The organism is Collimonas sp. OK412, assembly GCF_900112135.1.
Classification (GTDB): Bacteria; Pseudomonadota; Gammaproteobacteria; order Burkholderiales; family Burkholderiaceae_D; genus Collimonas; species Collimonas rhizosphaerae.
In genome coordinates, this window is sequence record NZ_FOLC01000013.1 from 55,226 (window position 1) to 73,660 (window position 18,435).

Consider the following 18,435-nt stretch of genomic DNA (forward strand, 5'->3'; position numbering starts at 1 on the left):
GATCCATCCTGTTTTTGATGCTGTTTTTTTTGATGATATATGACTGATTTTCTTCCTGCCTCAATCCGTTCCGCCTTGAGCGGCGTGCATGCTTCCTGGCTCGTCATCCTGGAACACGGCTTGCGTGCCGTGATCCAGGCCAATCCGGCCTATCTGAAGGACCTGGCCGAAGCCGACTACCTTCCTACCGAGGGCCGCATGTTCGCGGCCTTCACCCAGCCGCTGGAAGCGGTGCGTTATGTGCTGGTGGGCGAGGGGCCTTATCCGCGCGCGGCGAGCGCCACCGGCGTGTGTTTCATGGACGGCGCGGTTGGTTCCTTGTGGTCGGAGAAGGGTTTGTCGAAGCAGGTCAATCGCGCGACTTCCTTGCGCAATTTCATGAAGATGCTGCTGGTGGCCGATGGCCAGCTGGCGCTGGAAAACACGACCGGCGATGCGATGTCTGGCGTGGCGTTGCTGGCCCAGCAGGACGGTTCGCAGGCGATCCAGCTGCTGGCAGATCTGCAGGCGAACATGGTGAAGCATGGCTTCTTGTTGCTGAACGCTTCGCTGGTGTTCCGTCCGGATGTGCCGCCGGTCAAGGATGCCAAGGCCTGGCAACCGTTCATGCAGGCGGTGTTGCAGGGGCTGGCGGATGCCGCGGAGAAGCGCGGCGCGGGCTTGCCGACGCTGGTGTTGTGGGGAAAAATCGCGGAGCAGCTGAATGCCTATCCGGTGACTGTGCGGTTTCCGAAAGCAGTCGCCGAGCATCCTTACAACCTGAGTTTTATCGGCAACGCCGGCATGCAGGCATTGTTTGGGCCGATGCAGCTGTTGCGTCGCGCTTAGATCAGGCTCATTTGCCGCAGGTCGATTTCGGCCTGGGTCAGCGGTTTTTCGGCGACAGGGGCCGGGCTCAGATCCAGCTGCGGTTCGGCGACAGGCGCCGCGGCTTTCGGCGCCGGCGCCGGTTTGGTCCGTTTGCCGCCGGCCGGCGCGGCGCTGACGCTGGCGCTTGCCAGCCAGCGCTTGAGCATGTCGTCAAACAGCGCCAGCATTGCTTCCGGCAATTCCGGCGTGTAAGCCTGGCGAATCACGATGCCGTCCCACATGGCGGTCAGCAGCAGCGCCGCTGCATGGGCATCCAGTGCCTGGTCGATCTGGCCGCGTTCCTGGGCGGTGCGCAGCATGTCGGCCAGGCCGTCCACCCATTCCGTTTCCGCGGTCTTGATCACCGCGCCCACGCGCTTGTTGCGCAAGCCTTCGGCATAGATTTCAGTCATCAGGCCGGCGTCGCTGATCGCGGCGTAGCGACGGGCGAAGGCGCGGGTGATGGCGGACAGCGCTTGCGGCAGGTCTTCGGTATCGTGAAATTCCGACAACAAAGTGCGCGCCTGGCGCCTTTCATCCTCGGCCATGGCCGCAATGATCGCATCCTTGCTGGTGAAATAGCGGTACACCGCGCCCGGCCCGAGGCCGACTTCGGTGCAGATTTCCTGCATCGAGGTCTGGTGGAAACCGGTCTTGCGGAAGCACTTTCCTGCGGACTTCAGGATGTCGACGCGTTTCTGGTCAGCTCTCTGCGTCGGGGATTGCGGTGTCTTGGATTTGCGGATGGCCATACTGAGTGCTGCTCAAAAAGAGGACTGTGCGGGAGGGTCGGTATTATAGGTTTAAGCGCCGCTTCCTTGAATATATTTTTGCATTTGACACTATTCTCTTCGCGACAACTTGTATCTATATGGCAATTTCCTGGGTCGAATCGAGTGCTCTCAAGATGTCCTTAAATGTTGTAATTGTATATATGACAATCGGCTTCAAAGCCATGTCCGGCGCGGGATTCCAGGAATCGGGCAATACCTGACGGATTCACTCAAGTTTGGTATACTGTCACAACACTGCGTAATCCAGCATTCGGGATACACGGATAGATAGGTTCAAGAGCGGAGATTACATGCGTCTGACTACAAAAGGCCGGTTTGCGGTAACTGCGATGATCGATTTGGCATTGCGCCAAGGCAAAGGTCCGGTAACTTTGTCCGCAATTAGCGAGCGTCAAGAGATTTCCCTGTCATATCTGGAACAATTGTTCGGTAAATTGCGTCGTCACCAGATCGTTGAATCCGTGCGCGGGCCAGGCGGCGGATACAACCTGGCGCGCAAGGCCGAAGACGTCACGGTGGCGGACATCATCATCGCGGTCGACGAACCGCTGGATGCGACCCAGTGCGGCGGCAAGGAAAACTGCCACAGCCCGGACCATGAGGGCGGCAGCCGTTGCATGACACACGACCTGTGGTCGACCTTGAACGCCAAGATGGTCGAATACCTGGATTCGGTGTCGCTGAAGGATTTGGTGGATCAGCAACATGCGCAGCAGCAGGCGCAGCAGAGGAAGACCCTGGAACAAAATGTGGTGGTGATGCATAGGTCCCACCTGGTCGCTTGATTGGAGCTAGAAAAAGTATGAACGCACCCTTGGAAAAAAGCCTGATAGACACATTGAAGGCGCCTCACTTCCCGATTTACATGGACTATTCGGCAACCACGCCTATCGATCCGCGCGTGGCCGACAAGATGATCCCTTATTTGCGCGAGCAGTTCGGCAATCCGGCTTCGCGCAGCCACATGTACGGCTGGTCCGCTGAAAAAGCCGTGGAAGATGCGCGCGAGCAGGTCGCCAAGCTGGTCAACGCCGATTCGCGCGAGATCATCTGGACTTCCGGCGCCACCGAAGGCAACAACCTGGCGATCAAGGGCGCAGCCAATTTCTACAAGACCAAGGGCAAGCACATCATCACCGTCAAGACCGAGCACAAAGCCGTGCTGGACGTGGTGCGCGAACTGGAGCGCCAAGGTTTCGAAGCGACTTACCTGCAGCCGCAAGACAATGGCCTGATCACGCTGGAACAGCTGGAAGCCGCGATCCGTCCCGACACCATCCTGGTTTCGGTGATGCTGGTCAACAATGAAATCGGCGTGATCCAGCCCATCGAGGAAATCGGCGAACTGTGCCGCCAGAAGGGCATCATTTTCCATTGCGACGCGGCGCAAGCCACCGGCAAGGTCGCCATCGACCTGGAAAAATGGAAGGTCGACCTGATGACTTTCACTGCCCACAAGACTTACGGTCCGAAGGGCATCGGCGCCCTGTACGTGCGGCGCAAACCGCGCGTGCGGCTGGAAGCGCAGATGCACGGCGGCGGCCATGAGCGCGGCCTGCGTTCGGGCACCTTGCCTACCCACCAGATCGTCGGCATGGGCGCGGCTTTTGAAATCGCCCGTGAAGAAATGGATGAAGAAATCGTCCGCATCAAGGCACTGCGCGACCGCCTGGCGAACGGCCTGCAAACGATCGAAGAAGTGTATGTCAACGGCGACATGGCGCACCGCGTGCCGCATAACCTCAACGTCAGCTTCAACTACGTTGAAGGCGAATCGCTGATCATGGCGATCAAGGACATCGCCGTGTCGTCCGGCTCGGCCTGTACTTCGGCCAGCCTGGAGCCTTCGTATGTGCTGCGCGCGCTGGGCCGCAGCGACGAGCTGGCGCATAGCTCGATCCGTTTCACCATCGGCCGTTTCACGACCGAAGAAGACATCGATTTCACGATTGAACTGATCAAGGCCAAAGTTGCGAAACTGCGCGAGCTGTCGCCGCTGTGGGATATGTATAAGGACGGGATCGATATCAGTACGATCCAATGGGCGGCACATTAGTAACTAATTGGGGACAGAGTTTAAGAGCCACCGCAGCGTGGCGAATTACTCTGTCCTCAACTGATTCCTCTGCGGCCGGTGAGAGGTTACCGCCGCGGCTCAAACAAGGAGTAGCAAAATGTCTTATTCAGCAAAAGTTTTGGACCATTACGAAAACCCACGCAACGTCGGCGCTTTTGAAAAAGGCGACGAAACCGTAGGCACCGGCATGGTCGGCGCGCCTGCATGCGGCGACGTCATGAAGTTGCAGATCAAGGTCGGCGCCGACGGCATCATCCAGGACGCCAAGTTCAAGACCTACGGTTGCGGTTCAGCGATCGCTTCGTCGTCGCTGGTGACCGAATGGGTCAAGGGCAAGACGCTGGACCAGGCGATGTCGATCAAGAATACCCAGATCGCCGAAGAACTGGCGCTGCCGCCGGTCAAGATCCACTGCTCGATCCTGGCTGAAGATGCGATCAAGGCTGCGGTTGAGGATTACAAAGCCAAGCACGGCGAGCAAAAGCAGGCAGCGTAAAAGCCAATCTAGCGAAAAGAGATCGACGGCATATGGCAATCACACTTACGGAAAAAGCGGCCAAGCACATCAACCGCTATATCGAACGGCGCGGCAAAGGCATCGGCCTGCGCTTTGGCGTGCGCACTACCGGTTGCTCGGGGCTGGCTTACAAGCTGGAATACGTGGATGAGAAGACTGACGAAGATGCAGTGTTCGAATCGCACGGGATCCAGGTGTTTGTCGATCCCAAGAGCTTGCCGTACATCGACGGCACCGAGCTCGATTTTGCGCGCGAGGGTTTGAACGAAGGCTTCAAGTTCTACAACCCGAACGTCAAGGATGAGTGCGGTTGCGGCGAAAGTTTCCGGATCTGACGCTGGACCTGCCTGCTTGATCCGCATCACATTGGACCAGATGGATGACCAAGCCTGTTGCACTCCAACAGGCTTTTGTTTTAAGAGCCATGCAAAATCACTTTGAACTATTCCATTTGCCGCAACGCTTCACGCTGGATAGCGCGGCGCTGGACCGCGCCTATCACGAGGTGCAGAACCAGACGCACCCCGACCGTTTTGCCAGCGCCAGCGGCGCCGAGAAGCGGGTGGCGATGCAATGGACCACGCGCGCCAACGAGGCTTACCAGACCCTGAAAAGCCCGTTCAAGCGCGCCGCCTACCTGTGCGAGCTGAACGGCGTCGAGCTGCAGGCGGAGTCGAATACGGCGATGCCGGCGGCGTTCCTGATGCAGCAGATGGAATGGCGCGAAACGCTGGACGACGCGCGCGCCGGCAAGGACCTGGCGGCGCTGGAGCAGCTGGACCTTGAACTGCGCGCGGCGCGCAAGGCCGACCTGCAGCGCATAGGCGCTTTACTGGATGCGCAGGATTTCCAGCAGGCTGCGCAATACGTGCGGCAGCTGATGTTCCTGGAAAAATTTGGGGAAGAGATCGGCAATGCGTTCGCCGTTCTCGAATCGTAAGATCAACGCTGTAAGTTCAATATCATTAGTCGAGTACGAGCATGCCTGAAATCTGGTTATTCCTGATCGCCGCAATGACGCTGACCCTGGCGCCGGGGCCGGACAATATCTACGTGCTGACGCGCGGCATCACCCAGGGCCGCAAGGCCGGCCTGGTCGCCGCGGCGGGTTTCAGTTCCGGCCTGATTTTCCATACCATGCTGGCGGTGCTGGGTTTCGCTGCGCTGATCAAGGCGTCGCCGCTGGCGTATTCCTTGTTGCGTTATGCCGGTGCGGCCTATCTGGTTTACATCGGCGTGCGCACCTTGCGTTCGCATTCGGCGATCCAGCTGCAGGGGGCTGCCGAGCCGATGAAGCTGTCGCGCATCTACTGGCAAAGCGTGATCGCCAATATTTTGAATCCGAAGGTGACGCTGTTTTTCATCGCCTTCCTGCCGCAGTTCGTCAACGCCGGCGCGGGCCATATCCCGGCGCAGATGCTGCTGCTGGCGGCTATCTTCATCTTGCAGGCGCTGGCCATCTTTAGCGTGGTCGCCCTGTTTTCCGGCATGGTCGGCGCGTTTTTCCAGCGCAAGAAATCGGCCGCCACTACCATGAACCGGCTGGCGGGTTCTGCGTTTATCGCGCTCGGTATCCGCATCGCTTTGCCACAATAAAGTAATAGAAGAAAACACCCTATGGCACTTTTACAAATTTCCGAACCGGGCATGTCGACCGCACCGCACCAGCATCGGCTGGCGGTGGGGATAGACCTGGGCACCACCAATTCACTGGTCGCCACGGTGCGCAACAGCATTCCCGAGGTGCTCAACGATGAAGCGGGGCGGCCTTTGCTGCCGTCCATCGTGCGCTACCTGCCGAACGGCAATGCGCATATCGGCTACAAGGCGCAGGCTGCGCAGACCACCGATCCGAAGAACACCATCCTGTCGGTCAAGCGTTTCATGGGGCGCGGCCTGAAAGATATCGCCTACGCCGAAAACCTGCCTTACGATTTCCTCGATGTGCCGGGCATGGTGCAGTTGAAGACGGCGGCCGGGGTCAAGAGCCCGGTCGAAATCTCCGCCGAAATCCTGGCGACTCTGCGCCAGCAGGCGGAAGACGCCTTGGGCGACGACCTGGTCGGCGCCGTGATTACCGTGCCTGCCTATTTCGACGACGCGCAGCGCCAGGCGACCAAGGATGCGGCCAAGCTGGCCGGCCTGAATGTACTGCGCCTGCTCAACGAACCTACCGCGGCAGCGATCGCCTACGGCCTGGATAACGCTTCGGAAGGCGTGTACGTGGTCTACGACCTGGGCGGCGGCACCTTCGACATCTCGATCCTGAAGCTGACCAAGGGCGTGTTCGAAGTGCTGGCCACCGGCGGCGATTCGGCGCTGGGCGGCGACGATTTCGACCACAGGATATTTTGCTGGATCAGCCAGCAGGCAGGACTGGCGCCGCTGTCCGACGAGGATACGCGAGTGCTGATGGTCAAGGCGCGTGAAGCCAAGGAACTGCTTTCCACCAAAACCGAAGTCAGCATCGATGCTGCTCTGAATTCGGGCGAACAAGTGCATCTGCAACTGACGTCGGCGATCTTTGACGAGATCACCCAGCACCTGGTGGCGAAGACCCTGACGCCGACGCGCAAGGCGCTGCGCGATGCCGAACTGACCGTGGATGATGTCGACGGCGTGGTGCTGGTCGGCGGCGCCACCCGCATGCCGAGCATCCGCAAGGCGGTCGGCGCTTACTTCGAAACAACGCCGCTGGCGAATATCGATCCCGACAAGGTAGTGGCGCTGGGCGCCGCGATCCAGGCCAACCTGCTGGCCGGCAACCGCGCCCCGGGCGACGACTGGCTGCTGCTGGACGTGATCCCGCTGTCGCTGGGCATAGAAACCATGGGCGGCCTGGTGGAGAAGGTGATTCCGCGTAACTCGACCATCCCTTGCGCGCGTGCGCAGGAATTCACCACCTTCAAGGATGGCCAGACCGCGATGGCGATCCAGGTCCTGCAAGGCGAGCGTGAACTGGTCAGCGATTGCCGTTCGCTGGCGAAGTTCGAGCTGCGCGGCATTCCGCCGATGGCGGCCGGCGCGGCACGGATACGGGTGACCTACCAGGTCGATGCCGACGGTTTGCTGTCGGTTTCGGCGCGCGAACTGCGCTCCGGCGTGGAAGCGTCGATCAGCGTCAAGCCTTCTTACGGCCTGGCGGATGACGACATCGCCAGGATGCTGCAGGAATCGTTCGCTTCGGCCGACGTCGACATGCAGGCGCGCGCACTGAAAGAAGAGCAGGTGGAAGCCGAGCGTATCGTGCTGGCTACCGAATCGGCCTTGGCAGCCGACGCTGCCTTGCTGTCGGAGCAGGAACGGGCCGACATAGCCGCCTTGATCGATGCCGTGCGCGGGCAGGCGCAGGGCACGGATCACCTGGCGATCAAGGCCGCGGTCGATGCACTGGCGCACGGCACCGAAGAATTCGCCGCACGCCGCATGGACCGCAGCGTACATGATGCGCTGACCGGCAAGACGCTGGACCAGGTGTCATAGAAAACCGTACAAATTCATAAAGACTCAACCTATTCCCGAGGTAAACCAAGTGCCCCAAATCGTCGTATTGCCCCATCCTACTTACTGTCCCGAAGGCGTCGTGATCGAAGCCCCGCGGGGCCAATCCGTGTGCGACGCCTTGCTCGCGAACGATATCGAGATCGAACACGCTTGCGAGAAATCCTGCGCCTGCACCACCTGCCACGTAGTGGTGCGCGAAGGTTTTGCGTCGCTGGGCGAGCTGGATGACAAGGAAGAGGATTTGCTGGACATGGCCTGGGGCCTGGAAGCAACCTCGCGCCTGTCGTGCCAGGCCATCCTCGGCGAGGAAGACCTGGTGGTCGAGATTCCGAAGTACACGATCAACCACGCCAGCGAAAACCACTAAGCCAGAGGACCAGCACCATGACCGACACCATGAAATGGACTGATACATTGCGCGTTGCCGAAGCCCTGTACGACAAATTCCCGGATACCGATCCAGAAAAGATCCGCTTTACCGACCTGCACAAGTGGGTGCTGGAGCTGGACGGCTTCGACGACGAGCCAAACCGCTCCGGCGAAAAAATCCTGGAAGCGATACAGGCAGCCTGGATAGAAGAAGCCCGCTAAGAGACTTAAGAAGCGCCGGCGCAATAAAAAACCCGCTGTGGCTACAATCGTAGCGACAGCGGGTTTTTTATTGACCGAACCGGTATCAGCCGCGGCCTTCCAGGTGGCCGTTGACGACCTGCACCGGATCGCCGACACGCCATCCCTGGCTGGATTGCGGGAAGGTGCGCACCTTGCCGTCATCCATGCGCACCACGACCTGGTAGGTGGTGTTGGTGCGGGTACGTTTTTCCACTTCATTGCCGGCAAAACCGCCGCCGACAGCGCCTGCTACAGTCGCCAGGGTATTACCGTTGCCATGGCCGACCTGATGGCCGAGCACGCCGCCCAGCACTGCGCCGGCGGCAATCCCCAGGCCGCTAGGCGGGACTGCATGCTGGATCGCTTGTATCGATTCAACCCGGCCGCAGCTGTGGCAGACGGATGGCTGCGGCGCTGGTTCCGACTGGCGCGGAGCCTGTGCATATTCCGGGCGCGGCGCCGAGCGCGGCTGTTGTTGCTGCTGAGCCTGGACCGGTTGCTGCTGTTGCTGGTAATAACCGTTCTGGCCCGCCGGCGCACCGTTTGCCTGCGGCAGGGCGCCAGGCTGCTGGCTGTTATAGTCCCCAGGCGCCGCCGACATGGCCGCTACCGGCGCCGGCGTCGAGTTCGAGCTAGGAAACAGGCCGGTCATGGCGGCTACGCCTACCAGGCTGGCCAAGGTAACTGCTACCGCAGCAGCAGCAACCAAAGGGTGAATGCGGTTGTTTGGTTTCGGGCTGTCCATTATTACCTCCAGGAATTTTTGTTTGTTGACTAATGTAATTATCAAAGGTTCAGATAACGAACGCTATGTTGATAATGTGTCAGATGTATCCTTATGTAACGAGTTTAAGCGCTACCCGGAAAAACTGCAAAACAGGCCAATAATTAGAATAATTAGGGTCAGAGTCGAATTAATTCTCGCGACTGCGAATAATTAGGGTCAGAGTCGAATTAATCCTGGCGACTGCATAGATTTGTATTCCGTGGTACGTCAAATGGGGTCAGAGTTTTTTTACGACGATGAGACTGTCGTAAAAAAACTCTGACCCCATTTGACTGAGCATGTTGATGATTTAGTCTTCGCGGCGCAGGTGCGGGAACAGGAGGACGTCGCGGATGTTGGGCGAGTCGGTGATCAGCATCATCAGGCGGTCGATGCCGATGCCGCAGCCGCCGGTCGGAGGCATGCCGTATTCCAGCGCGCGGATGTAGTCGGCGTCGAAGTACATGGCTTCTTCGTCGCCGGCGTCCTTGGCTGCAACCTGCGCCTGGAAGCGCGCGGCCTGGTCTTCCGAATCGTTCAGCTCGGAGAAGCCGTTGGCGATTTCGCGGCCGGTGACGAACAGTTCGAAACGTTCGGTGATGCCGGGCACGGTATCGGAGGCGCGCGCCAGCGGCGACACTTCGACCGGATAGTCGACGATGTAGGTCGGATCCCACAGCTGCCCTTCGGCGGTTTCTTCAAACAGCGCCAGCTGCAGCGCGCCGAGGCCGGCGTGGGCGTGCGGCTTGACGCCGAATTTTTTCAGCTCGGCCTTGATGAATTCGGCATCCTGCAGCTGCGCGTCCTGGTATTGCGGCGCGTATTTGTTGATGGCGCCGACGATGGTCAGGCGCTGGAACGGCTTGCTCAGGTCCAGCTCGCGGCCCTGGTAGGTCAGGGTGGCGGTGCCGTGGGCGTCGATCGCGGCCTGGCGGATCACCTGCTCGGTGAAGTTCATCAGCCATTGGTAATCGACATAAGCCGCATAGAATTCCATCATCGTGAATTCTGGATTGTGGCGCGGCGATACGCCTTCATTGCGGAAGTTGCGGTTGACTTCGAACACGCGTTCGAAACCGCCGACCACCAGGCGCTTCAGGTACAGCTCAGGCGCGATGCGCAGGAACATCTGCATGTCCAGCGCATTGTGGTGGGTGATGAAAGGCTTGGCCGCGGCGCCGCCGGGGATGGCGTGCAGCATCGGCGTTTCGACTTCCATGAAGTCGTTCTTTTCCATGAAGCGGCGGATCGACGACATCGCCGCGGTGCGCACCTTGAAAGTGCGGCGCGTATCTTCGTTGATGATCAGGTCGACGTAGCGCTGGCGGTACTTGGTTTCCTGGTCGGCCAGGCCGTGGAACTTGTCCGGCAGCGGGCGCAGCGATTTGGTCAGCAGGCGCAGGGTGGTGACCTTGATCGACAGCTCGCCGGTCTTGGTCTTGAACAGCGTGCCTTCGGCGCCGAGGATGTCGCCCAGGTCGTAGTGCTTGAAGCTGTCGTATTCCGCTTCGCCGATGTTTTCCTTGGTGATGAACAGCTGGATGCGGCCGTCGGCCTTGCTGCCGGACGCGTCCTGCAGGGTGGCGAAGGAAGCCTTGCCCATCACGCGTTTCAGCATCATGCGGCCGGCGACCACGACCTTGACTGCAGCAGCGTCCAGCGTTTCGTTTTCCTGCGCCGCGTATTCGGCCTGGATCGCGGCTGCCTTATGCGTTGGCCGGAAGTCGTTAGGAAAGGCCACGCCTTGCGCGCGCAGGGCGCCGAGCTTGCTGCGGCGTTCCGCAATGATCTTGTTTTCGTCTTGCGGGACAGGTTGCTGCTGAGTGTCTGTCGTCATGTCAGTGTCTTTTCAAATGATGCGGTGAAACGTCTGTCTGTGTAGCGGCGGGGAAGGCAATGCCGCGGACGCTGCCCGCGGCATGGTTTGCAACCGGATTTGCAGTTTATACGCCTTGCTTGAGCGAAGCGGCGATGAAATCGTCAAGGTCGCCGTCGAGGATGGCCTTGGTGTTGCCGCTCTCGAAGTTGGTGCGCAGGTCCTTGATGCGCGACTGGTCCAGCACATAAGAGCGGATCTGGTGGCCCCAGCCGACGTCGGTCTTGGAGTCTTCCAGTTTCTGCTGTTCGCTCATGCGCTTGCGCAGTTCCAGTTCGTACAGCTTGGCTTTCAGCATGTCCCACGCTTCGGCGCGGTTACGGTGCTGGCTGCGGTCGTTCTGGCATTGCACCACAATGCCGGACGGCATATGCGTCAGGCGCACCGCGGAGTCGGTCTTGTTGATGTGCTGGCCGCCGGCGCCGGAGGCGCGGTAGGTGTCGACGCGGACGTCGGCCGGGTTGACGTCGATATCGATCGAATCATCCACTTCCGGGTACACGAACAAGCTGGAGAACGAGGTGTGGCGGCCGTTGGCAGAGTCGAAAGGCGACTTGCGCACCAGGCGGTGCACGCCGGTTTCAGTGCGCAGGAAACCGTAGGCGTATTCGCCTTCGACTTTCAGCGTAGCGGTCTTGATGCCGGCGATTTCACCGTCGGACTGTTCCAGGATCTCGACCTTGAAACCCTTGCGTTCGCAATAACGCAGGTACTGACGCAGCAGCATCGATGCCCAGTCCTGCGCCTCGGTGCCGCCGGCGCCGGCCTGGATGTCGATGAAGCAGTTGTTGGGATCCATCGGATTGCTGAACATGCGGCGGAATTCCATGCCTTCGACCAGCTTGCGCAGGCCTTCCGTATCGGCTTCGACCGCCTCTATGGTTTCTTCATCCTGCTCTTCGCGCGCCATCTGGAACAGATCGGTGGTGTCGCGCAGGTCGGCTTCGATCTTGGTCAGCGTCAGCACGATGGCTTCCAGCGATTTCTTTTCCTTGCCCAGGTCCTGGGCGCGCTTCTGGTCGTTCCAGACTTCCGGATCTTCCAGTTCGCCGTTGACCTGGTCGAGTTTCTCTAACTTCGTATCGAAGTCAAAGATACCTCCGTAGTTCGGCTTCGCGGCTGGTCAGGTCCGCAAGCAGGTTTTGTAGGGAATTTAAGCGTTCGGCTTCCATTTTCGGCTCTTTTGCAATCAAACCCTAAATTATACGCCAGCAGCATGGCAGATGGCGCTGCAGTTTGCGTTTTGTCCCTGATTGACGGCTGTTTTGCAGCAAATATGCACAAATGTGAACCATTGCAAGAAGCCGGATATCGAAGCTGCAACCGCTTAGAATGGATTGCACGCTTGATAGTTTACCAGCCCGACCCAGCCGCCCATGTCGATTAAGGCAAGAATCCATCGCTGCGATGTTGTTTTGCCATCGTATCTGCCGATGGCCTTGCTGTGCCTGGCGCTCAGCGCTTGCGGCCTGCTGGCGCCGACCCCGGCTCCGCACGGCGAAGTGCAGGGCTCCTCCACCAGCGGCAGCGAACTGGCGCAGTCCGATGTCAACCGTTTCGCTACTCTCGGCATGCGCGACAATCTCGACAGCCTGTACCGCCTGCTGGATAAATTGTACCGGCGCAATCCCGCCGAATGGAAAAAGACCGCCGCCAGCCGCGAGCTGGCGATCAAGCGCGTGCGCGACGCCATCGAAACGCGCCAGCCGTGGCCCGAGCTGCAAGGCAAGCATGACGTCCAGGCGTTGTCGCTGGCGCTGGCGCCTGACTTCAGCGGCGACCGGGCCGCTGCCTTTATCTACGGCGCGGCCGACATGATCATCGTGGCCCACGGCGGCAAAACCAGGTTCTACCTGATCGACGGCTTCGACGCCCAATACCTGTACAACGCCGCCCGCAACATGGAAATCGCATCGTGGATACTCAACAGCCGGAAAAATGCCGCCGGCCAGCCTTTGCTGCTGTCCAACGACATCAGCGACAGCGAGCGCAACATCAGTTTTGAACGGGAGTTCGGCAAGATCATCGGCCGCATCGATTTGCTGGCCGAGATGACGACCGAGAAATACAAGCGCGCCGGCATCAGCTACATGCAGAACCTGGTGGGCGGCAGTTTCCTGCAGTTCTTGCCGGTGCGCTGAGATATTCCCGGCATGTCCTTTTTTGTCCGCTATATGTCTACCCGCAGCATTTCGCAATGCCTGGCCGACGCTTAACATGGTCCTCAACGATGGCGCTCCGATCCCGGACTGCCAGGATGTCAGATGAGGCTGCAGCATGCTGAGCGTAGGGATACTGGTGTTTGACGATGTGGAAATCCTGGATTTTTCCGGCCCCTATGAAGTATTTTCTACCGCCGCGCGGGTCCACGGGCGAACCGCCCGCAATGGCGCGGCGGCAAACCTGTTTCAATGTTTCCTGGTAGCGCCGGCGATGCGGCCGGTGCGGGCGAGAGGCGGCATAAAGGTGTTGCCGGATTGCGTGCTGACGCCGTCCGCCGACCTCGACGTGCTTATCGTGCCGGGCGGCGACGTGTCGGCGATCCTCAATGACGACGCGGTAATCCGCTGGATTGCAGCTCAGCATCCCGGCACGGTGATTACGGCATCGGTCTGCACCGGCGCATTCCTGCTGGCCAAGGCCGGTTTGCTGGACGGCCTGGATGTGACCACGCACTGGGAAGACCAGGATGACTTGCAGGCAAGTTTTCCGGCGCTCACGGTCAAGCGCAACGTAGCCTGGGTCGATTGCGGTAAAGTGGTGACTTCCGGCGGCATTTCGGCAGGCATCGACATGAGCCTGCACCTGGTCGAGCGATTGGCAGGACCCGAACTGGCCGCCGCCACTGCCAAACAGATGGAGTATCGATGGCTGCAATAGCCGACCACGCGCGCGCTGGAGAAACCACCGTCCCGGTCTATTTCCTGCTGCGCGACGCTACCATGACGCTTGACCTGATGGGTCCGGCGGAGGTGCTGCGTTATGCCAACCGGATTGCGGAACGGGAAGGCCGCGCGGATTTTTTCGACCTGCGCTACGTCAGTGCGGCCAGCACCATCAACATTTCGCTTGGCCTTGGCCTGACCGGTTTCAGCGACTTGCCGGACAGCCTGCCGGCCAACGCTATGCTGATGCTGCACGGCTGCGTAGGCAGCGACGACGATTTCACCAGCGCCAACGACCAGCGCGCCGTAGCCTGGCTGCGCACGCACTGGCAGGATTCCCATCGCCTGCTGTGCAGCTGCACCGGCGCTTTGCTGGCGGGCTATGCCGGCCTGCTCGATGGCCGCCAGTGCACCACGCACCACAGCCATTGCGACGACTTGCGGCGTATTGCGCCGCGAGCGCATGTATTGGAAAACCGCATCTTTGTCGAAGACCGCAATGTCTACACCAGCGCCGGCGTCACCACCGGCATCGACCTGGCCTTGCACGTAGTCGCGCAAATCGCCGGCCATGCCCGCAGCGCGTCGATTGCCCGCTCGCTGGTGATCTACATGCGGCGCGCCGGCAGCGATCCGCAGCTGTCGCCATGGCAGGCTTGCCGCAACCACCTGCATCCGGCGATACACCGGGTGCAAGACGCCGTGATCGGCAATCCGGCCCATGACTGGGACCTGGAACAGCTGGCGGCAATCGCCTGCACCAGCGAACGCCATCTGACGCGCCTGTTCAGGGAACACACCGGCAGCAGCCTGGTCGACTACATCCAGCGCATCCGGGTAGCCCTGGTGCGCGAGCTGCTCACGCAATCCAAGCTCGACATGGAACAGGTAGCCCAGCAAGCAGGTTTCAACTCAACCCGCCAGCTGCGCCGAGTATGGAGCAAATTCGAAAACTTCCCCCCAAGCCAGCAACGCCAGTTCAGCAATTAGGGTCAGAGTCGAATTATTGTTTGCCCAATTAATTCGACTCTGACCCTAATTAGCGAAACAATTCGACTCTGACCCTAATTGATGGGCCGCGGGGTATTGCATTCGGCGTTCGGGAATTACGTCGGTTCTGCGTGCTCCACCATTAGCTGTACCTTGGTCACGCCGTTGTATTCATTGGCGTCCAGCCGGAACGCTACCTTGGCCTTGCTGCCCAGTTCATCGGTATGTCCGAACCAGATCGCGTCGTAGCGGGTGCCGTTGCGCTCCAGCAGCAGCTTCAGGTGTTTCTCTTTCAGGATGCGCTGGCTGACCACCCTGAATTCGTCGCAAAACAGCGGCGGTGCAAAACCTTGCCCCCACACCTGGCCGTCCATCAGTTCAATGAATTGGGTGGTGTAGTAGGCATCTTCCAGCGGTCCGTCGGTTTCAATCACGCGCTCCAGCTGGCTTTGTCCCAGCCATTCGCGTCCGACTTTTTCAAAGGCTGCGGCGAAAGCGTCGAAGGCGTCGGCGCGGATGGTCAAGCCGGCTGCCATCGCGTGGCCGCCGAATTTCTGGATTAGGCTGGGGGCGTGCTTGGAAACCAGGTCCAGCGCGTCGCGCAAATGGAAACCGGGAATCGAGCGGCCCGATCCTTTGATCAAGCCTTCGCCGCCCGGCGCGAAAGTAATGGTCGGGCGATAAAACTTGTCCTTCAGGCGCGAGGCGACAATGCCGATCACGCCCTGGTGCCATGAAGCGTCGAACACGCTGATGGTAGTGCTGTCCTGCGGCTTGAAATCGTCCAGCAGCGCCAGCGCGGTGTCCTGCATGCCGGCTTCGATATCGCGCCGTTCGCGGTTGATGGCGTCGAGCTGCTGGGCGATGGCCCAGGCGCGGCCTTCGTCGTCGGTGGTCAGGCATTCGATGCCGAGCGCCATATCGGCCAGGCGGCCGGCGGCGTTCAGGCGCGGGCCCAGCGCAAAACCGAGATCGAACGGCGTGGCGCGCCGCGCTTCGCGGCCGGCGGCGCGGAACAGGGCGGCGATGCCGGCATGCATGCGGCCGGCGCGCATGCGCTTGAGGCCTTGCGCCACCAGGATGCGGTTGTTGGCGTCGAGTTTGACCACGTCGGCCACGGTGCCTAGCGCCACCAGGTCGAGCAGCACATCCAGCTTCGGCTGGCTCTGGGCGTCGAACACGCCGCGCCGGCGCAGTTCCGCGCGCAAGGCCAGCAAGACATAGAACATGACGCCGACCCCGGCCAGGTTCTTGCTGGGAAAACCGCATTCGGGCTGGTTCGGATTGACGATGACACGCGCCGCCGGTAGCGTATCCGCAGGCAAGTGATGGTCGGTCACCACGACTTCGATGCCGCGCCGGTTGGCTTCGGCCACGCCGTCGATGCTGGCGATGCCGTTGTCGACCGTGACGATGATGTCGGGCGATTTTTCGCGCGCGGTCAGTTCGACGATTTCCGGCGTCAGGCCGTAGCCGTACTCAAACCGGTTCGGCACGATGAAGTCGATGTTGGCGCCCAGCAGGCGCAAGCCGCGCAAGCCGACGGCGCAGGCGGTGGCGCCGTCGCAATCGTAATCGGCGACGATCACCATTTTTTTCCTGGCGGCGATGGCGTCGGCCAGGAAGCTGGCGGCGGCGTCGATGTGCAGCAAGCCCGATGGCGGAATAAGGGCATTCAGTTCGCTTTCAAGCTCCTTGGCATCGAGCAGGCCGCGCGCTGTATACACGCGGGCCAGGACCGGATGGACACCGCTTTGGCGCAGGCGTTCGGAGTCGCGGAAAGAATAGGGGCGGGTAGTGATGCGTGTCATGGTGAATGCGATGGCAATAAGCCGGTAAGGGTTGGCTTCAGCCAGAATTTCTTGAGAGAGAGCCGGGTGGTGCTCAATTCAAGCGTGTGTCCGCTGTCCGTGACGACCAGGGACAGGCTGTCGAGCCGGCGTTGTTGCATGGCTTGCAGCAAAGGCGCGAAGCATGCGCTTTCCAGGGCTTGCAGCTGCTGCAGCCAGTCCGACCATTCGCCGGTCAAGGCCGGCTGGATCAGCTGGCTCAAAGTCAGCAGGCCGTGTTCGGGCCTGGTCGCGATTACCTCGCTCACGCCGACGCCGGCATGCGCCGTCTTGGCGTATTGGCCGAGGCCAGCGAAGCCGTCCGGCAGGTTGAATACTTCGCGCTGGCTGGGTGCCGACGGCTGCGCGACCGCGCCGCCCCATAGCCACAGGGAATTGACGGTTTGCCGTCCCTGCATTTCGCGGCCTTCGTTCAAGGGATGGGCAAACCACAACATCTGCACTTCATTCTGCAATTTGCGCCAAGCCTGGTCGCCGCTGCCTTTCGGCATCCAGATATCGATGTTGTGGCCGCAAGTGGCGTCCGGCGTGGACGACAGCAAGCCTTGCCAGTCGTCGGCGCGCAGGAACCAGGTGCCGGCATCGCCGTAGACCAGCTCGCGGCCGGCTTCGCCGAACAGCGGCAGCGCAGCGTCGAACAGTTCGCGCGATTCCGCATCGCTCAAGCCGACCTGGCGGATGTCGGTTAGCACCAGGTGGTCGCGGGCGATATGGATATGGGCCGGATGCAGCATGAACCAGGCGCCTTCTGCAACGCTTAGCCCCATGGCGCGCATGGCGGCGCAGGCGAGCGCAGGGCTGTTCTGGTGGTCGGCGGCGGTTGCCGCCGGGCCGAAGCCGGGCAAGGGGAATTGCGACGCCAGCCACATCTCATGCGGCAGGGCTCTTGCAAAATCGTCAAACAGCTGGCGCCGCGGAGCGGTCTTGGCGCGCGTCATCAGGGTGGCGAGGGCAGGCAATTTCAAATCGCGCAATAAATCGCGCGCCAGTTCCGGCGGCGGCAGGCCGAAGGGCAATAGGATATCTAAATGACTCATGGCGCGATTGTAGGGCATCCCGGGGTCTTGAGTCGATTTGCCTTCACCTGTGCGGATTCCGCGCTTGGCATAGAATGGCTGGATTGCAGCAAATCCCGACCAGCCTGCCGATGCAAAACCAGACGCCATGAATACACAAAAACTGCTGACCACCCTGTTTGAATACAAAGCCTGGGCCAACGACACCCTGTTTTCGGCGCTGGCCGCGTTGCCGCCGGAATCCCACGAGCGGGAAAAACACGACGCCGCGCGCATCTTGAACCATGTCTACGTCGTGGACCGGATTTTCGAAGCAAACCTGGAGCGCAAGCCGCACGATTACAAGGCGCTCAATACCACCGCGACGCCGGAACTCGCCGACCTGCGCGCAGCGGTCCGCGAAACCGACCGCTGGCTGCTGTCGTATGCCGATACGGTATCGGAAGCCGAGCTTGCAGAGGTGGTCGAGTTCACCTTCGTCGATGGTTCGGCCGGCCGCATGTCCCGCGGCGAGATGCTGGCCCATGTGGTCACGCACGGCAACTACCATCGCGGCGCCGTCGGCCGTATCCTGTCGCAGATCGGCGTGCCGCCGCAACGGGATACGCTCACCGTCTTCCTGCACCGGCCGGAACACCTTCGGGCAGATCCGATCTAAAGGAGCCGGCATCTGCGTTGCCGATAGCGCTTCCCTGTCCG

Annotated in this window: 20 protein-coding genes; 14 read left to right on the forward strand and 6 right to left on the reverse strand. The window is 60.5% G+C overall.

The annotated features are described in order from the left end of the window. The first annotated feature begins 39 nt into the window (after window positions 1-39). Entirely contained in the window at window positions 40-828 is a 789-nt protein-coding gene (locus BM062_RS14790; protein WP_092398119.1) for a uracil-DNA glycosylase family protein, read from the forward strand. Here the strand turns inward: BM062_RS14790 and BM062_RS14795 are convergent. After that, window positions 825-1,601, reverse strand: a complete 777-nt coding sequence (locus tag BM062_RS14795; RefSeq protein ID WP_092398121.1) for a TetR/AcrR family transcriptional regulator — start codon at window positions 1,599-1,601, stop codon at window positions 825-827. The two genes, BM062_RS14790 and BM062_RS14795, sit on opposite strands and share 4 nt — an antisense overlap. A 332-nt stretch (window positions 1,602-1,933) precedes the next feature. Between BM062_RS14795 and iscR the strand changes: the two genes are divergently transcribed. From iscR to iscX, 9 genes are all read left to right on the forward strand, one after another. Beyond that, window positions 1,934-2,428, forward strand: coding sequence for a Fe-S cluster assembly transcriptional regulator IscR (iscR, locus tag BM062_RS14805; RefSeq protein ID WP_092398125.1), 495 nt, complete (start codon window positions 1,934-1,936; stop codon window positions 2,426-2,428). Window positions 2,429-2,445: 17 nt separating this feature from the next. Next, window positions 2,446-3,699 (forward strand): IscS subfamily cysteine desulfurase, encoded by a 1,254-nt coding sequence (locus tag BM062_RS14810; RefSeq protein WP_092398127.1) that lies wholly within the window; start codon window positions 2,446-2,448, stop codon window positions 3,697-3,699. Between the two features lie 118 nt (window positions 3,700-3,817). Next, on the forward strand, window positions 3,818-4,216 hold the full coding sequence (iscU, locus tag BM062_RS14815; protein ID WP_092357272.1) for a Fe-S cluster assembly scaffold IscU: 399 nt from the start codon (window positions 3,818-3,820) through the stop codon (window positions 4,214-4,216). 32 nt (window positions 4,217-4,248) lie between these two features. After that, entirely contained in the window at window positions 4,249-4,572 is a 324-nt protein-coding gene (gene iscA / locus BM062_RS14820) for an iron-sulfur cluster assembly protein IscA (protein WP_014007106.1), read from the forward strand. 89 nt (window positions 4,573-4,661) lie between these two features. Continuing rightward, the gene (gene hscB / locus BM062_RS14825; RefSeq protein ID WP_092398129.1) at window positions 4,662-5,177 is read left to right on the forward strand and encodes a Fe-S protein assembly co-chaperone HscB; all 516 of its coding nucleotides are present in this window, start codon (window positions 4,662-4,664) and stop codon (window positions 5,175-5,177) included. Window positions 5,178-5,218: 41 nt separating this feature from the next. Continuing rightward, window positions 5,219-5,833: a LysE family translocator gene (locus BM062_RS14830; protein ID WP_092398131.1), complete on the forward strand. Its 615-nt coding sequence runs from the start codon at window positions 5,219-5,221 to the stop codon at window positions 5,831-5,833. A 21-nt stretch (window positions 5,834-5,854) separates the two neighbouring features. Then, complete coding sequence (gene hscA / locus BM062_RS14835; protein ID WP_092398133.1) at window positions 5,855-7,720, forward strand: Fe-S protein assembly chaperone HscA; 1,866 nt, start codon at window positions 5,855-5,857, stop codon at window positions 7,718-7,720. A 49-nt stretch (window positions 7,721-7,769) separates the two neighbouring features. Beyond that, on the forward strand, window positions 7,770-8,108 hold the full coding sequence (gene fdx, locus BM062_RS14840; RefSeq protein ID WP_092398135.1) for an ISC system 2Fe-2S type ferredoxin: 339 nt from the start codon (window positions 7,770-7,772) through the stop codon (window positions 8,106-8,108). A gap of 29 nt (window positions 8,109-8,137) precedes the next feature. Continuing rightward, the gene (gene iscX / locus BM062_RS14845) at window positions 8,138-8,332 is read left to right on the forward strand and encodes a Fe-S cluster assembly protein IscX (RefSeq protein WP_041743587.1); all 195 of its coding nucleotides are present in this window, start codon (window positions 8,138-8,140) and stop codon (window positions 8,330-8,332) included. Window positions 8,333-8,417: 85 nt separating this feature from the next. Here the strand turns inward: iscX and BM062_RS14850 are convergent, their stop codons facing one another. From BM062_RS14850 to prfB, 3 genes are all read right to left on the reverse strand, one after another. After that, window positions 8,418-9,098, reverse strand: coding sequence for an outer membrane lipoprotein (locus BM062_RS14850; RefSeq protein WP_175501015.1), 681 nt, complete (start codon window positions 9,096-9,098; stop codon window positions 8,418-8,420). Between the two features lie 331 nt (window positions 9,099-9,429). Next, entirely contained in the window at window positions 9,430-10,956 is a 1,527-nt protein-coding gene (gene lysS, locus BM062_RS14855) for a lysine--tRNA ligase (RefSeq protein ID WP_092398139.1), read from the reverse strand. A 106-nt stretch (window positions 10,957-11,062) separates the two neighbouring features. Next, window positions 11,063-12,167 (reverse strand): peptide chain release factor 2 gene (gene prfB / locus BM062_RS14860; RefSeq protein WP_139220064.1). Its coding sequence is split into 2 segments (ribosomal slippage): window positions 11,063-12,085 and window positions 12,087-12,167, totalling 1,104 coding nucleotides; the frame shifts between segments, so codons are not numbered across the junction. 204 nt (window positions 12,168-12,371) lie between these two features. Between prfB and BM062_RS14865 the strand changes: the two genes are divergently transcribed. From BM062_RS14865 to BM062_RS14875, 3 genes are all read left to right on the forward strand, one after another. Next, window positions 12,372-13,136, forward strand: a complete 765-nt coding sequence (locus tag BM062_RS14865) for a hypothetical protein (protein WP_092398141.1) — start codon at window positions 12,372-12,374, stop codon at window positions 13,134-13,136. A 136-nt stretch (window positions 13,137-13,272) separates the two neighbouring features. Further along, complete coding sequence (locus tag BM062_RS14870) at window positions 13,273-13,875, forward strand: DJ-1/PfpI family protein (RefSeq protein ID WP_092398143.1); 603 nt, start codon at window positions 13,273-13,275, stop codon at window positions 13,873-13,875. After that, window positions 13,863-14,870 carry a GlxA family transcriptional regulator gene (locus BM062_RS14875; protein ID WP_092398145.1) on the forward strand — a complete coding sequence of 336 codons (1,008 nt, stop codon included), beginning with the start codon at window positions 13,863-13,865 and terminating at the stop codon, window positions 14,868-14,870. The genes BM062_RS14870 and BM062_RS14875 overlap by 13 nt, the downstream gene beginning before the upstream one ends. Before the next feature lie 116 nt (window positions 14,871-14,986). Here the strand turns inward: BM062_RS14875 and recJ are convergent, their stop codons facing one another. Further along, window positions 14,987-16,681 (reverse strand): single-stranded-DNA-specific exonuclease RecJ, encoded by a 1,695-nt coding sequence (gene recJ / locus BM062_RS14880; RefSeq protein WP_092398147.1) that lies wholly within the window; start codon window positions 16,679-16,681, stop codon window positions 14,987-14,989. Continuing rightward, complete coding sequence (locus BM062_RS14885) at window positions 16,678-17,757, reverse strand: hypothetical protein (protein WP_092398305.1); 1,080 nt, start codon at window positions 17,755-17,757, stop codon at window positions 16,678-16,680. Before BM062_RS14885 ends, recJ begins: the two co-directional genes overlap by 4 nt. Before the next feature lie 127 nt (window positions 17,758-17,884). On the opposite strand from BM062_RS14885, the gene BM062_RS14890 reads away from it, so the two are divergent. After that, window positions 17,885-18,394 carry a DinB family protein gene (locus BM062_RS14890; protein ID WP_092398149.1) on the forward strand — a complete coding sequence of 170 codons (510 nt, stop codon included), beginning with the start codon at window positions 17,885-17,887 and terminating at the stop codon, window positions 18,392-18,394. Window positions 18,395-18,435: the final 41 nt, after the last annotated feature.

Bases quoted from the DNA above. Each gene is read 5' to 3' on its own strand.
- BM062_RS14790 (WP_092398119.1), top strand. From the start codon at position 40: ATGACTGATTTTCTTCCTGCCTCAATCCGTTCCGCCTTGAGCGGCGTG.
- BM062_RS14795 (WP_092398121.1), bottom strand. From the start codon at position 1,601: ATGGCCATCCGCAAATCCAAGACACCGCAATCCCCGACGCAGAGAGCT.
- iscR (WP_092398125.1), top strand. From the start codon at position 1,934: ATGCGTCTGACTACAAAAGGCCGGTTTGCGGTAACTGCGATGATCGAT.
- BM062_RS14810 (WP_092398127.1), top strand. From the start codon at position 2,446: ATGAACGCACCCTTGGAAAAAAGCCTGATAGACACATTGAAGGCGCCT.
- iscU (WP_092357272.1), top strand. From the start codon at position 3,818: ATGTCTTATTCAGCAAAAGTTTTGGACCATTACGAAAACCCACGCAAC.
- iscA (WP_014007106.1), top strand. From the start codon at position 4,249: ATGGCAATCACACTTACGGAAAAAGCGGCCAAGCACATCAACCGCTAT.
- hscB (WP_092398129.1), top strand. From the start codon at position 4,662: ATGCAAAATCACTTTGAACTATTCCATTTGCCGCAACGCTTCACGCTG.
- BM062_RS14830 (WP_092398131.1), top strand. From the start codon at position 5,219: ATGCCTGAAATCTGGTTATTCCTGATCGCCGCAATGACGCTGACCCTG.
- hscA (WP_092398133.1), top strand. From the start codon at position 5,855: ATGGCACTTTTACAAATTTCCGAACCGGGCATGTCGACCGCACCGCAC.
- iscX (WP_041743587.1), top strand. From the start codon at position 8,138: ATGAAATGGACTGATACATTGCGCGTTGCCGAAGCCCTGTACGACAAA.
- BM062_RS14850 (WP_175501015.1), bottom strand. From the start codon at position 9,098: ATGGACAGCCCGAAACCAAACAACCGCATTCACCCTTTGGTTGCTGCT.
- lysS (WP_092398139.1), bottom strand. From the start codon at position 10,956: ATGACGACAGACACTCAGCAGCAACCTGTCCCGCAAGACGAAAACAAG.
- BM062_RS14865 (WP_092398141.1), top strand. From the start codon at position 12,372: ATGTCGATTAAGGCAAGAATCCATCGCTGCGATGTTGTTTTGCCATCG.
- BM062_RS14870 (WP_092398143.1), top strand. From the start codon at position 13,273: ATGCTGAGCGTAGGGATACTGGTGTTTGACGATGTGGAAATCCTGGAT.
- BM062_RS14875 (WP_092398145.1), top strand. From the start codon at position 13,863: ATGGCTGCAATAGCCGACCACGCGCGCGCTGGAGAAACCACCGTCCCG.
- recJ (WP_092398147.1), bottom strand. From the start codon at position 16,681: ATGACACGCATCACTACCCGCCCCTATTCTTTCCGCGACTCCGAACGC.
- BM062_RS14885 (WP_092398305.1), bottom strand. From the start codon at position 17,757: ATGAGTCATTTAGATATCCTATTGCCCTTCGGCCTGCCGCCGCCGGAA.
- BM062_RS14890 (WP_092398149.1), top strand. From the start codon at position 17,885: ATGAATACACAAAAACTGCTGACCACCCTGTTTGAATACAAAGCCTGG.